Origin of the sequence: Photobacterium kagoshimensis (assembly GCF_050337045.1) — a bacterium.
GTDB lineage: Bacteria > Pseudomonadota > Gammaproteobacteria > Enterobacterales > Vibrionaceae > Photobacterium > Photobacterium kagoshimensis.
The window spans coordinates 53,576-66,975 of the sequence record NZ_JAKJSO010000021.1 but is presented as its reverse complement, the minus strand read 5'-3'; the positions used below and the strand labels follow the sequence as shown (position 1 = coordinate 66,975).

Below are 13,400 nucleotides of genomic sequence, written 5' to 3'. Positions count from 1 at the left end.
GAACAGCCCATCAGTATAACTACTGATGGGCTTTTTTATGGTGTGAGAGTGTTAATTCTCTAGCACTGAGATAGCCTCCGTTGAAGGCTTATTGCTTCGCTGTTGCATCCAAAATGGTTGGAATAACCTTATGGAAGATCATCATCGCCATACGTGGCGTTTCTGTTTGGGTGTAACCACCATTCATCGCAATAACAGTGCCTGATTCTTTGTCCATCGCAACGACTTGACCGTGGATCCCCACCATTGCAAGAATGGTATGGCCTGGTACTTTTAAAATGCGGAATTGATCCTTGTACCAGCCTTCTGCGAGTGCAGACTCTTTACCTTTAAGCCAAGCTGATTTTACCTCATCGTTACCTGCCCACAGAGCATCGATAAAGGCTTTAGGAATAACCTGCTCGCCAACGTAGTTTTTACCATCATTAAGGATCATACGGCCAACACGCGCTAAATCTTTAGTTGCAGCATTTAAACCACCAGATGCAACAGGGTAGCCAGTGGCATCAGACATATAAAATGCATCATTTTCAGCACCAATACGCGTCCAAATATTTTCTTCCAGTAGGTTGGCGAGGTTTTCACCTGTTGCGCGTTCAACGACTTTACCAAGCACTTCAGTGTTAATGCATTGGTAAGCGTAGGCCGTACCCATTGGCTCGGTAATGTCTGTTACAAATGGCATGTAGTCAGCAATACCATTTGGATAAGCTTCTGCATTTTTATCGCCATGCCAATTTTGTGAGTCCGTCATACGTACATCCCACGTTTTATGTGGAGAGGTCATCAACTTTAATGACGTACGCATATCAGCCACTTCTTGTACCGTCGCATCTTTCCAAGCCGTATTTTTGAGTTCAGGTAGGTAGAAAGTCACAGGCTTTGACATATCAAGTTTACCTTCGGCCGCTGCAATGCCTGCCAGCATAGCGGTGAAGGACTTGGTTACTGACATATCTAGGTGAGTAGAGTGCTCATCCATGCCATTCCAGTAATGCTCATGGACTAGCTGATCCCCTTTAAGTACAACCATAGAATGATTTTTTAGTCGATCACGTAAAAACATATCTAATGGCATTTCACCGTCCATTGCTTCTACTTTCAGGGCGTTGAAATCAAGTTGTTTATTACTCTTGAACTCTTCAGCTGTTAACACATTGGATTTACCCCCCAACACGCCGCGACTAATACGGTAGTGGTTAGTAAATTTATAGGCATTTGGCAGTGTTGCTGCTACGTATTCGACACTATCCCAATTTTCTTGGGTGATTGTCATTTGTGCCGCTTTATCTAAAAATGCTTGGTCAGCCGGGTGTAGTGTTGCTGCTGTCGCTGTCAGTGATAGACCTAAACCTAAAAGTGCAGTAGTAATAATATTCTTTGTCATTTCAACTCCCCGTTGAAGGGAAAGCATCTCAATGATGCTTCCATGTTTCATTGTAAAATAGTGTCAAACAATCGTGTGTCGGTTAGAAGTAGTAAGACACACCAGCTTTAATTTGTTTATCTGAGTCATTGAGGTCAGCCAGTAGTTTTTTACCGCTGGTTTTGGTGTAACCTATTTTTAAATCTGCCCATAACTTACCGTCACTAGACAGTGGTTGTCCGTAAGAAACTTCAAGCTTTTTAACATCAACGTATTCGGTATTTGTGTATTGTGGTTGTACCATTAGATATTTACCTTCTTCATCAAGATAAATAGAAGCAAAAAGATTTGCCTGATAACCTTTTGATTTTAAAGCTGAATTTGTGCGCGAGTTAATTTCGACGTAGGCTAAGTTTGGAAATAGCGCCAACCAATCAAGACCTGTTTCGACTTTTGCGATAGCCCCTGCCGCTGTTGTATCAAATGCTGTATCTTTGTGGCCTTTAATGTAATCAACGGATAAACCGATTTTTGAAATAGCACTCCATTCAACGTCTTGAGTACCAAACAAGCGAGCGCGAGTATTATCGTTGGCTTCACCGCTATCACGCTTCCAAGTACGGGAGTGTTCCAATAGACCCAGATAACTAAATTTCTCCGTTAAGTTCCCTGCAATTCCCCCTGTAAGGGTGTAATCCTTATTGCCTACCTGTCCCCAAATAAACGTATTTGTTTGAGTCAGATCGGCAGGGTCTGGTTGGTTTTCTTCTGCGAATGATGGAAATGTTGCCAGAGCGAGTAAAGGTAAAAATTTGATTTTCATTAAAGAGAGTCCTAAACAGTCACTGTCATTTTTATAGCTCCACTATAATGGTTTGATGTTGAGTCATCAAGTGTGTTTGTTTGATGCAGATCGGGTTATGAACAAAACACCTGTTTTTTATGCATTATTGATATTTTCCATGTTACGAGAGCATGTTGAGGGAGGCTATATAAAAAGGGGGCTGAGAAAGAAACCTTACGGAAAAATAATGTGTCGCATTCCCACCTTATAAAATAACCTTAAATTTATTTATTTCGGTCAAATTCGGTTAATGCCTAAAATCCATTTGACATCAAACGTGCGCTTGTTAATATGTTCAATGTCACAGTTGCTTTGTAAGCTAACTGTCTTTTTCATGAAAATCCTATTTGGTTCAAATGTATTTTGAATTACTTACCAATAAGTATTTGCTTACCAGCCCTGATGGGCTGGTTTTTTTTCGCTTGAAGTAAGGAAGGCTGATGACACAGATGACCGTTAAACAGTTACGCGAAGAGCTAGGTTGTACTCAGCAAGAGATGAGCCAGAAGCTTCGTATGACATTGAGAAATTATCAGTATTTAGAAGGTGGAAAAGCCCCATCAACGCAAACAAAAGCGTTGTTGGACATTTTGAATGTTATTTGCAGCGATAAAGGCAATAAGCTCCATCAGATCAAAACGATTTTGATGCTGCCTAAACGCTAATGAATGCCTGAGTTAATGAATATAGGGAAAAATGACTGTTAGCATCGTTTAGTGTGATTTTTACGGATTTTTTGCAAAAAATAGCAAAAAAAACGGTATCATAGCGTATCTGTATTCGTAAAAAGGTAATAACTTTGTTTTCATGGGATCAACTTTCCACGCTTTCGCTTGGTATTGGCGCTTTAACTGTGCCGCTTGCTTGGTTTGTACACCGTTATTTTAAAGCGGCGGGACGAAAAGAGCAGGAAGGCCGTGAGCAAGTGCTGAAAGCTGAAAAGTATCAGTTGGTGTTAGAAAAAGCCAAAGCTGCTGAACATGAAGAAAAGGTATTTAAAGCACAAACCGGGCATATTCCCAGTCTGCTCTCTTTAGCCAAAGAAGCGGAAGTTAATAACATTCCAGCTGCCGTTCGGTGGTATCAAAAAGCGGCGGACTTAGGAAGCGAAATTGGGCAGCATGCCTTAGCTAGGCTGTGCAAGTTAGATGTAGAAGATCCAAACGGTGAGGCCCGCTCGCTGTATTGGGAGTCTTTCATTAAAGCGAAACACCGTAATCAAGATGCACTATTTGATTTAGGTCGCTACCAAATTCGTGGCTATGGCACCGAGGTGAATATTGACGCGGGTGTTGATAATATTCAAATCGCGGCAGAAATGAATTATGTGCCTGCACAGCTATTTTTAGGGGACTGGTTTGTCTCTGAAATGAACCCCAAAAATAATCCCAGAGAAGCCTTTCGTTGGCGATTACGCGCTTCTATTAATCATGATGTTAAAGCCTTTGTGAAGCTAGCTTTTTGCTACCAAAGTGGCCTTGGTGTCATGAAAGATAAAGCACGTGCTGTTTACTGGCTTGAGCGAGCTGCCGAGCAAGGCAATACAGAAGCTCAGTACCTTGCTGCTAAGATGCACCTAGGTTCGACGGCCACCGATGCTGCCATTGCTTATATTTGGTTGTCTTTAGCTTATGCTGGTGGGCTTAAAGAGGCAAAGAAAGAGCGTGACGATGTTGTTCAAGTTGTTGGGATCACATCTATTCTCGAAGTGCAGCGCCTGACCAAGACCATTTATCGCCGTTTGGCTGAACCGACAGTGCCTGAAAATGCCATTATTCACTTGATTGATAAAGTCTACTCCCGTGATGGCTATCGCCCAACCACAGAGCAGTTAGAGCACTTGGCATCAGATGATATGTTGATAGACGGTGAAGAGTTTATTTTTGCCAACAGCAAGGTTGATACAGAGCGTTCTGCGAGTATTACCCAGCTTGATGATCACGTAGTGGACGCGGTTTCGCCTGTTGCGCCCACCGAGTCTGACGATGCAACATTAGAAACGCAAGATGACTGCAATCATGCTGGCTCACAGCAATATCAAACCATGAATTGGTCTTCATCGTGGGATTCATTGAATAACGACATCGCTAACAGCACATCAGCAAAGACACCTACCAAATAGGGCTTTAAACAGCCCTGTATCTAGATTTTCGTTTAACGCGGTAATAGCGTGTAACTGGGGCGGTTGTATTCTGCTCCGTTTATGCTGGGCATGAATTGGATGTCTCTTTTTCTTTCTGTGGTACAAGGTAGCCCAGTAATTCAGCCATATTATTGAGTGGGATGACGTTGGGGTGTTCAATTTTTTGCCCCCCAGGTGTCGACAGTAAATGGAAGGTCTGAATGTTGGCATTAATACCGGCTTCTACTCCACGGACGGTATCATCAATAAAGATACATTGGTTCAATGGCACCCCCATTAGCATAGCGGCATAATGAATCACATCAGGTTCTGGCTTCCAGCTATTGGCTTCAAATCCACTAAAAATTTTGCCGACAAAATAATGGTATAGCCCTGTTAGCTCGAGTGTATGCTTAATCTTTTCAATCGGTGCATTGGATGCAATACACATTTGGTAGCCTTGGTTATTCAAGGTATCAAGCAGCTCAGGTACACCTGCAATAGGCTCAATACCCTGCAAGAATATGCGTTTACACGCCTTCCGATATATCGGCTCAAGATCATCTATTCGCACGTTTAACCCGACACGCGTGCAGGTCTCTGCAAGAATGTCGGACATTTTTCCTCCTTTGAAGTGCTGCCAGTAACTTGTTGCATCCAGTGTGATACCGAACTGCGCAAAGGTTTCAGCCAGTGCTTGTTGGCTGAGCTTTTCACTATCGACCAAAGTGCCATCACAGTCAAAAATGATGCACTGAATGTCTGTAGATTTTTTCATTCTGGCTCCTGTGTGTGCATAGGTGGTCATTATTTTTTTTATATTGATAGGGATAATACGAGCGACAAATGACTACAATCGCAATTGAATACTTTTGTTATCTTAATCATATGTCGAGGCTGGATAGATGCGATAAATGAGACGCTGCGCAAGCTTAAAAAGCCACGCTGTATTCTCAGTAGTGAGAGCCCCAAAGGAGATCGCAAGGGGGAGGTATAGACAATCTATACTGATAAATAGTATTTCGCACTGAAACCGAGCACATAGAAGGCGTATAGTGTGAGAATGCGATAAAGCAGTGGCAAATAAATGATACCAAGCTGATCTATGAGTAACCATGATGTTTTCTTTGTGTCATATGTTACTGAGTCAATTGATGGCATTGGTATAAAAATGATAAGAGGACATCTATGGCATCTTCTATTTTTCCTACTTGGTTAAGTGGGTATGAGATCCGTCACCACCTGACTAACCCGAATATCAAGGTGGGTGAATACAGCTATTACTCTGGCTATTACCACGAAAAACATTTTGAAGATCAGTGTGTGCGTTACCTGATGGGCGATAAACCCAGCCGAGAAGTATGGGAATCTGGTATGTTTCCAGATCTTGATAAGCTGATTATAGGTAAGTTCTGCTCGATAGCCTCTGGTGCCACCTTGATGTTGGCGGGTAACCAAGGGCATCGACACGATTGGGTTTCTGCCTTTCCTTTTGATTACAAAGTGTTTGGCGATAAAGTGAAATCAGGCTTTGAGCGAGCGGGTGACACACAAATAGGTAATGATGTCTGGTTAGGTACTGAGTGCGTGATCATGCCTGGGGTTACGATAGGTCATGGTGCTGTGATAGGAGCAAGGGCGGTTGTAACGAAAGATGTTGAACCCTATTGCGTTGTGGTTGGTAACCCAGGCCAGGCTGTGAAAAAGCGGTTTAGTGATAATGAAATTACTATGCTGCTGGATATGTGCTGGTGGGATTGGCCGCTAGAACGATTACAAGCGAACATGGATTTGATGTGCAGCGGTGATATTACGGCACTATATGAGCGCTATGTCGTGTGGAACGCCAATCGCTAGACGTTATTGAACGAACATACATTGAGTTCAATAAGATTCGTTCTGATAGGGGCGCAAGACTGAGCGCCCCTCATTGACGATCGGGTTCACTGTACTTTCAGTGGAGTAAACCGAGATCTCTTGCTTCTTCGAGGGTTAAACCACTTTCGCGAATTTCTCGCATCATCTCGATCTTTCTACGTGCTTCAGCTTGTTGCTTTTTGTTATCAGTTAAATTTGAAGCTGTTTCATCTTTGAAGTCCCATTTTGAAGAGACATCAGACATTTCTGCATGGTTCAATGAATTGATAGACACAATGACCTCCTAAAGACTGAATGCGTCGCCATCGGTGATATGTTTATCAGAGGAATATGGCAGTTATAAGACAAGATGATCAGGTCTGTGACTCGCTGCAAAAATGTAATAATTAACGTCGAAATTGATAGCTCCAATCAATAAATACAGGTAGTCTCGATTATTCCTCTCTGCATAAAATCACGTGAAAATTGCGTCATTTTTACGCACCTATTTTTAAGCCTTCTTTCTGTGTTCATGTCGCATGACTGTTACTTTTTTAATCTTTACATAACAAATGGTTAGGGGGCTTTATTGCTTATCCATCGAGTGCATATTAATGCTGTGCTAGTTGTCATAATGGTGAAACTGGTAAGAAAGGGATAACGCTAAAAAGCATTAACTTGAGCGAGGTATATTTGTGGAGTACAGATACCTAAATAGCGTGGAACATTTGATTAATTTACTGAGTGTTGATGGACTTTTATCTATAATTGGTCGCTGTTGAGTGTTTTGTCGTCACTCGGTTTTTTTAGGGGTTTACACCGTCCGAGCTGAGCGCTATTATTCGCGGCATGGAGAGATGGCTGAGTGGTTGAAAGCACCGGTCTTGAAAACCGGCATACGTTTATAGCGTATCTAGGGTTCAAATCCCTATCTCTCCGCCATATTTAAGAAAGGCGCTGATTTATCAGCGCCTTTTTTGCATTTGGCTATGGTGGAATTGGATTTGAATCAAATCCGCCATACCCAAAGCGCTCCGCCACATTCAAAAGAGCCAGCTTAATTGCTGGCTTTTTTACATCTATTGCATGGCAAAGAATAGATAGGGTGCCGAACCCTAGAGGAGGGTTCACCTGAGCGAAGCGAAAGCACATTGCCCGTGCCGAAGGCGCGAAAAGGCAATAGCCCGAAGGGCGCGAGCTTGCGAGCAGTAAATCCCTATCTCTCCGCCACATTCAAGAAAGGCGCTAATTTATTAGCGCCTTTTTTACGTTTGAGCAAACTGCAAAAGGATTTGTACCAAATCCGCCATACCCATAGCGCTCCACCATATTCAAAAAGCCGCTGAAACCTCAGCGGTTTTTTCATCTAAATGCGTTAATTGCATCAGTGTAAGTACGATGGGCAAAAAAAAGCCTGTCATAAGAAATGACAGGCTGGGAAATAAAGTAAGTAAATACTTAAGGAACAACATACTTGGTTAAAGCTTGACCAGAAGTATATCGGTGTACAAAAAACGCACAAGGATCAAAGTTGTAAAACTTGTATACGCTAATGTTAAAAGACTTTAGTGTTAAAAACTTAGCGTTATAATTAATTTTTTCTTGAGTTGGCTGAAAACAATAATATTGGCATCGCTGCCTTGTGTTATGGGCTTCTTCGTCACGGTTATGACATTAATTCTTAACGATGAGGTGCTTTTAAGCCTGAAAGAATGATCTTATCTTCTGGAAAATAGATAGGTGGCGATGAGTTGGTGATTTTTCCTCTTTTGAGGATTTTCCTGCGTAGTAAGCGGCTAAAAGTTCGCTGCGAAGGGCATGTTGAGGCTGCGTCAGGCTCACTGTAAGTAGCGAAGCGACCTGTTCGGCTTGTTCGTTAGCATAACTAAAATCAATGTTGCAGTAGCCTTGTACTAATAACCATAACCGTGTTTCTAGTGCTAGCCTGTGACTATCTGTTGCTACGAACCGATTTTGCTGTTCACCAACAGTATCGGTAAACACTTGCTGCATGTTCTCGATGGCTTGCTGCTTGTCTTGATAGCCCTTAGCGGTTTCTTGTTGAATTTTAGTCATTAACCCTAGTAATAAATCAATAGGATCCTTATCGGACTTTTGCAGGCAGACACTGTCGTAAAAATGATGATGTTGATTAATGAATGCGATCAACTCTTTTTGCTCAATGTGGCTTAGTGCCAACTGATCTAGGCCTATGGTGATGAATGTTTGATGCAATGCTGTGGCCGTCATAGTTTACTCAGTGTTATCGGTGATTAGGGTTTATTATACGCATGATCTTATTACTGTGTCTCATACTTGCCGCTTAGCGACTGGCATGTAGCCATGGTTGTTGAACTCGTCTTTTTGATAAAAAGCACAATAGGTTAGGCGTTGCTTATTACTTTTGAGTAATAGCTCCAATCTTGCGCAATTAGCTGCTACATTCAAGGCAAGCATACGCTTTGCTTTACATGTACAAAGCGTCTATTGCTATAAACTGTTTGCTATAAAGCGTTGATCGAAAGGAAATACGAATGACAACATTTTATGATTTATCAGCTCAAAACATTCGTGGTGAAAGCATTGCGATGGCCGATTTTGCAGGGAAAGTGGTATTGGTTGTGAATACGGCGAGTGAATGTGGCTTTACACCGCAGTATCAAGGCCTTCAAGACCTATACGCCAAATACCATGATAAAGGTTTAGTGATCCTTGGTTTTCCATGTAATCAATTTGGCGGTCAAGAACCTGGCGAAAACGATAGTATCGAGCAAACCTGTCAGATTAATTACGGTGTTGAATTTCCGATGTTCGCTAAAGTGGATGTTAACGGTGCTAATAGCCATGAAGTGTTCCAATACCTTACCAAAGCGTTGCCAGGGACTTTTGGTCGTAAAGTGAAATGGAACTTCACCAAATTTCTTATTGGTCGTGACGGTAAGCCGTTAAAGCGTTTTGCGCCAACTAAGAAACCGGAATCGATGGAAGCTGATATTGCGCGCGTACTAGCGAAATAGTGCATCGTGCTGTTTAAGTAACGCCTGATGAAAATGCGGGAGTTGTTTTAATATACGCTTACGGCTTTGACAGTGTTGCCGTTCAGTAATATCGATAAGCGAAGAAATAGCTCGGTAGCGGTGGCTACTGGGCTTTTTATTTGAACGATAGCTGAGTAAAAATTGCTGTTGTACCGAGGCGTCATTGAAATCCCCCAGTGTTGTTTGCAGACTTTTCAGTAACGTTAACTGCTCTTTAAGTCTTTCTCTGTTTATTAAGGGGGCAAAAAACTCTAGGTTATAGCGTAACTGCTTACAGGCAATACGTAATTGATGGATCTGGCAATCGTCACGATTCCTATCTCCATTCTTATCACTGACAAGTAAAACGCTGTGTTGCTTTACTGCTTGAGTCGTTTTTTTTATGACTTTTTGCGCGGCATCTAGGCATTGTCGTTGGCTTGCATTTTCACGTTGTTTTTTTTGTTGAGCGAGTTCTTTTGTTTTTTGCTGTCCCCAATTTTGGTTCAGTACGGCTTCTATATGCGCCGCTTGTTGTTGGTAATCATCGCTTTTTAGCCAACGTTTAACCGCTTTAAAACTGCTTTTACGTGCATCCTGAAGATCATCAAAAAAACGTGCCAGCCCTTGATGGTGAATATGTTCTAAGTAATTAAAATAATCGTCCATTTTGAGTAAATAGACATCGAGATCCCGCAGTTGGTTGGTGTGTATCATCATTATTTTTAATTGAGGGATCAACGCGGAATAGGCGTCCGTTGGACAAAGGTGTTTAAGTTGCTTTAGTAAGCTTCTAATCCGTCGTAACGACACCCGATATTGATGAACAAACTCTAAGTTATCGTCACGGATAATGCCTTTTTCGTGTTGGCGAGCATGCGTAAATTCGTTTAAGAGGAATTGTTGAAACAGTGGCAGTAATGGGGCTTCTGATTGGAGTTTTAGTTTCAGTGATTTCCGCTTAGGTAACGTCAACGTATCTCGCGTTGTCACATTCATAATTTACTCCCTAACTACGCCCACTGGCTTTATATTGGCTTCCACATGCGTGCCAATTATAAATTTAGCGTGTCTGCGTGCGTTTTGTTGATTACTTGATTGGCAAGTTGGGTTTACGGACTGGGTTTACAAATGAGCAAGATGGTTTTAGCTGTAAATCTCCCATTATTCCAGAGTAACTGCTAACTCTATTAATAAGGTTTTTCTACCACGGTAGGGTGAAAGATGGAAAAGCAAGAAGGTAACCCATTGGGAACCGACGGGTTTGAATTTGTAGAATATACAGCGCCAACCCCTGAAGGGCTTACCAAGCTTAAACACCTCTTTAGCTTGATGGGTTTTGCGGAGATTGCGCAGCATAAGCACAAAAACGTCTGGCTATTTCGCCAAGGTGATATCAACTTTATTATTAATGGTGAGCCGCAATCACAAGCGGCAGGTTTTGCTGGGGCGCATGGTGCTAGTGTGAACGCCATGGCTTTTCGTGTTCGAGACTCGGCGCGAGCGCTTGCGTATGCGGTTGAAAAAGGGGCTACAGCGTGTGCGGCTCAGGCTGGGCCGATGGAGCTAAATATTCCTGCAATATACGGCATTGGGGAGTCCTTGATATACCTTGTTGACCGCTACGGCGAACAAGATATTTACGAGGTAGATTTTGATTTTTACTCAGACTATGAAGTGCGGTTAGCGCACGCAAATGCTGGGCTAGAGGTGATCGATCACCTTACGCACAATGTGAAGCAAGGCAACATGAACTTATGGGCCAGCTTTTACGAAAAAATTGCTAACTTTCGTGAAATTCGCCACTTTGATATTAAAGGGCAATTGACAGGGTTAGTGTCACGCGCAATGACAGCACCCTGTGGCAAAATTCGGATCCCTATTAATGAATCGAGCGATGATAAGTCACAAATTGCTGAGTACCTAGAACAGTATAAAGGGGAGGGTATTCAGCATATAGCACTGAGTACATCAGATATTTACGCAACCGTTGCGCAGTTAAAAGCTGGGGGACTTGTGTTTATGCAAACCCCGTCAACCTATTATGAAGGCATTAATGCACGTATTACGGGGCATGAAGAGGACATCACGGCATTGCAGTCACTGAATATTTTAATTGATGGCGATGAATCGGGGATTTTACTGCAGATATTTACTGATACGGTTATTGGGCCTGTGTTTTTTGAGATTATTCAGCGCAAAGGCAACGAAGGGTTTGGTGAAGGTAATTTCCAAGCACTGTTTGAATCAATAGAGCTCGATCAAATTCGTCGAGGGGTATTGAACAAATCTTAGCTCGACAAATTTGTACAGAGAAGGCAATCGTTATGATAATGGGCGAGAAGGTTTCGTGCTTAGTTGCTTCTTTTGCCTATTTAAAAGTTCATGTTCGATTTGGTCAACACGATCATGAAAGGCTTGGTTAGCTTGCGAATATAGCCGATGATATTCTTGTTCTGACTGATTTTCTTTTTCAAGTTTTAATTTAGTTCGTTATGCACGCCACCAAATTTCAGCTTTTCTTTTAGCATCGCGTAATTGAGAGTCGGTGAGCGTGGCGATTGAAATGGTCAAAGTTGTACCTTAGTGATAAGTATTGGTTTGATATTCTATCACTTTGTTTTATGACTTCATCAATTGAATAGCAGGACAGATAAAAAAGCCTGCTATATAGCAGGCTTAGTAGATTAAGTGAGGTGTTTAGCTTTCTTGCAAGCCATGCCATTGGTAATGGTTGTTGGGCTTTTTACTCACGATACCTTCAGCCATAAACTGTTTGAAAATGTCATCGACATCATCACTGTTCATCTTCAAAAAGCGTGTAACAGCGCGCTTAGTACAATTTACTTTGTTGTCATTCAGTGCGGCAAAAACTTGCTCATAAGGCGTGAGTGGTTTTTCTGGCTCGACTGGCGCATCATTTTCAGGCTCACGTTTTTCGTCAGTATTCACGTGGGTCAGTAGCTCGGGCTGTTTGTGTAGCGCGTTATCAAAAGCATCGATGGTAATTGGGTTCATACGTCGGAATTGATGACGAAAACGTTGCTCTTCACCGATCAAGCCAACAAAGAAAGCCGCAAAGAAATCCAGTAAAACTGAAAGGAACACCACGAGCCCAAGTTGTGCTGTCTGGGTTTGAACATTCAGTGACTTCGCTAAACTGTCAATCAGCCCCAATACTGAACCTTGGCTTACTACGGGTAGGCTATCGCGTTGCATTGCCAATTCTTGTTGCTGGTGGCGTAATTTATCGTTCTCTTTTTGAATTCGCGTTACGCCCGTCGCAATGCGCTCCATCTGAATGTATTTTTCTGCGGCGACATTGTTAAGTGCAATTTGCTGTTCAATGGCTTCGATTTGCATATTGAAGGCGGTGATTTTGCTTTGCTGAACATTGACATGGCTTTGCGCTTGGTTGGTTGCGCTGTTGATACCACCAACAGAGCCGCCAATCGAGATTGCCGCTAATACGGTATAAAAAGCAAATGCCGAAAAAGCGCCTGTGTAATTACGGCGGGCGCGGCGTTCGCCAAATTCATACCATGCGAAGAATTTACCTAACTCAAAAATCACCGCCAAGCCGCCAAAAAGGAACTGCATTAACGGGTCTTCATCGATCGATAAAAAGAGTAATAGTGAGAAAACAATCGACGCTAGAATGGAAGCGCTTGTAAAACTGTAAACCGTCCACATTGCGAACGGACCTTTGGGATACCTTACCGGTAGGGTGTCATTGTAAATCATAGTTATCGTATCTATTGCGTAGGTCGTTAAACCCTGCACGACGGAGAGCCCATCGCACTCAAAATTTAAGGTGCGAAAGGATACCTTAAAAAGCGGTGCTATCCCTTATAAATCAGCCCTTGTGGCATTTTTAAGCTGTAAATTCACACTCGGCTTTCATAACTGTTTAAAGCTTGAACGATGCCTTGCTGTAGCAAGGTTAATTTGTGCTAGTGATCTTAATGAATCAGCGATGACTGTAAATAATGGGTCTAAATAGAAACAAGGGGGAGCACACTCTGTCGTATCCAGCTGGCGGCTACTTTTGTCGCTGCGTTACCTATGTGCAACGAGCATTCTGAACTTTCTACTAAATTGCATTTATAAAGGCAGCCAAGCAACACAAACAGTTGTACAAAATAGGCGGTGAGGCTATGTACGTTGCCGTCAATGATGCCAATAAGGAATTAA

The 13,400-nt window shown here is 42.4% G+C and carries 12 protein-coding genes and 1 tRNA gene; 6 read left to right on the top strand and 7 right to left on the bottom strand.

Annotation, left to right across the window (positions count from 1 at the left end; translation table 11 throughout):
* Window positions 1-88 precede the first annotated feature (88 nt).
* Both L4C35_RS18870 and L4C35_RS18865 read right to left on the bottom strand, forming a co-directional pair.
* Window positions 89-1,387: a serine hydrolase domain-containing protein gene (locus L4C35_RS18870; protein ID WP_428464349.1), complete on the bottom strand. Its 1,299-nt coding sequence runs from the start codon at window positions 1,385-1,387 to the stop codon at window positions 89-91.
* Between the two features lie 82 nt (window positions 1,388-1,469).
* Window positions 1,470-2,189, bottom strand: coding sequence for a hypothetical protein (locus L4C35_RS18865; RefSeq protein ID WP_428464348.1), 720 nt, complete (start codon window positions 2,187-2,189; stop codon window positions 1,470-1,472).
* 461 nt (window positions 2,190-2,650) lie between these two features.
* Between L4C35_RS18865 and L4C35_RS18860 the strand changes: the two genes are divergently transcribed.
* Window positions 2,651-2,875: a helix-turn-helix domain-containing protein gene (locus tag L4C35_RS18860; RefSeq protein WP_428464347.1), complete on the top strand. Its 225-nt coding sequence runs from the start codon at window positions 2,651-2,653 to the stop codon at window positions 2,873-2,875.
* 134 nt (window positions 2,876-3,009) lie between these two features.
* Complete coding sequence (locus L4C35_RS18855; RefSeq protein ID WP_428464346.1) at window positions 3,010-4,332, top strand: tetratricopeptide repeat protein; 1,323 nt, start codon at window positions 3,010-3,012, stop codon at window positions 4,330-4,332.
* 79 nt (window positions 4,333-4,411) lie between these two features.
* On the opposite strand, the gene L4C35_RS18850 is transcribed toward L4C35_RS18855, so the two are convergent.
* Window positions 4,412-5,110, bottom strand: coding sequence for an HAD-IA family hydrolase (locus L4C35_RS18850; protein WP_428464345.1), 699 nt, complete (start codon window positions 5,108-5,110; stop codon window positions 4,412-4,414).
* Window positions 5,111-5,520: 410 nt separating this feature from the next.
* On the opposite strand from L4C35_RS18850, the gene L4C35_RS18845 reads away from it, so the two are divergent.
* Entirely contained in the window at window positions 5,521-6,189 is a 669-nt protein-coding gene (locus tag L4C35_RS18845; protein WP_428464344.1) for a CatB-related O-acetyltransferase, read from the top strand.
* A gap of 97 nt (window positions 6,190-6,286) precedes the next feature.
* Here the strand turns inward: L4C35_RS18845 and L4C35_RS18840 are convergent, their stop codons facing one another.
* On the bottom strand, window positions 6,287-6,484 hold the full coding sequence (locus L4C35_RS18840) for a hypothetical protein (RefSeq protein ID WP_062692198.1): 198 nt from the start codon (window positions 6,482-6,484) through the stop codon (window positions 6,287-6,289).
* Window positions 6,485-7,040: 556 nt separating this feature from the next.
* Here L4C35_RS18840 and L4C35_RS18835 point away from each other — a divergent pair.
* A tRNA-Ser gene (locus tag L4C35_RS18835) sits at window positions 7,041-7,131 on the top strand.
* A gap of 756 nt (window positions 7,132-7,887) precedes the next feature.
* Here the strand turns inward: L4C35_RS18835 and L4C35_RS18830 are convergent.
* Window positions 7,888-8,439 (bottom strand): hypothetical protein, encoded by a 552-nt coding sequence (locus L4C35_RS18830; protein WP_428464343.1) that lies wholly within the window; start codon window positions 8,437-8,439, stop codon window positions 7,888-7,890.
* 284 nt (window positions 8,440-8,723) lie between these two features.
* On the opposite strand from L4C35_RS18830, the gene L4C35_RS18825 reads away from it, so the two are divergent.
* Entirely contained in the window at window positions 8,724-9,206 is a 483-nt protein-coding gene (locus tag L4C35_RS18825; RefSeq protein ID WP_428464342.1) for a glutathione peroxidase, read from the top strand.
* On the opposite strand, the gene L4C35_RS18820 is transcribed toward L4C35_RS18825, so the two are convergent.
* Window positions 9,195-10,205, bottom strand: a complete 1,011-nt coding sequence (locus L4C35_RS18820) for a CHAD domain-containing protein (RefSeq protein WP_428464341.1) — start codon at window positions 10,203-10,205, stop codon at window positions 9,195-9,197. The two genes, L4C35_RS18825 and L4C35_RS18820, sit on opposite strands and share 12 nt — an antisense overlap.
* A gap of 225 nt (window positions 10,206-10,430) precedes the next feature.
* Here L4C35_RS18820 and hppD point away from each other — a divergent pair, with 225 nt between their 5' ends.
* A complete protein-coding gene (gene hppD / locus L4C35_RS18815) occupies window positions 10,431-11,501 on the top strand; it encodes a 4-hydroxyphenylpyruvate dioxygenase (RefSeq protein ID WP_428464340.1) in 1,071 nt (356 codons plus the stop codon).
* 405 nt (window positions 11,502-11,906) lie between these two features.
* Here hppD and L4C35_RS18810 read toward each other — a convergent pair whose 3' ends face one another.
* The gene (locus tag L4C35_RS18810; protein WP_428464339.1) at window positions 11,907-12,899 is read right to left on the bottom strand and encodes a Preprotein translocase subunit SecY; all 993 of its coding nucleotides are present in this window, start codon (window positions 12,897-12,899) and stop codon (window positions 11,907-11,909) included.
* Window positions 12,900-13,400 lie beyond the last annotated feature (501 nt).

Bases quoted from the DNA above. Each gene is read 5' to 3' on its own strand.
- L4C35_RS18870 (WP_428464349.1), bottom strand. From the start codon at position 1,387: ATGACAAAGAATATTATTACTACTGCACTTTTAGGTTTAGGTCTATCA.
- L4C35_RS18865 (WP_428464348.1), bottom strand. From the start codon at position 2,189: ATGAAAATCAAATTTTTACCTTTACTCGCTCTGGCAACATTTCCATCA.
- L4C35_RS18860 (WP_428464347.1), top strand. From the start codon at position 2,651: ATGACACAGATGACCGTTAAACAGTTACGCGAAGAGCTAGGTTGTACT.
- L4C35_RS18850 (WP_428464345.1), bottom strand. From the start codon at position 5,110: ATGAAAAAATCTACAGACATTCAGTGCATCATTTTTGACTGTGATGGC.
- L4C35_RS18845 (WP_428464344.1), top strand. From the start codon at position 5,521: ATGGCATCTTCTATTTTTCCTACTTGGTTAAGTGGGTATGAGATCCGT.
- L4C35_RS18830 (WP_428464343.1), bottom strand. From the start codon at position 8,439: ATGACGGCCACAGCATTGCATCAAACATTCATCACCATAGGCCTAGAT.
- L4C35_RS18825 (WP_428464342.1), top strand. From the start codon at position 8,724: ATGACAACATTTTATGATTTATCAGCTCAAAACATTCGTGGTGAAAGC.
- L4C35_RS18820 (WP_428464341.1), bottom strand. From the start codon at position 10,205: ATGAATGTGACAACGCGAGATACGTTGACGTTACCTAAGCGGAAATCA.
- hppD (WP_428464340.1), top strand. From the start codon at position 10,431: ATGGAAAAGCAAGAAGGTAACCCATTGGGAACCGACGGGTTTGAATTT.
- L4C35_RS18810 (WP_428464339.1), bottom strand. From the start codon at position 12,899: ATGTGGACGGTTTACAGTTTTACAAGCGCTTCCATTCTAGCGTCGATT.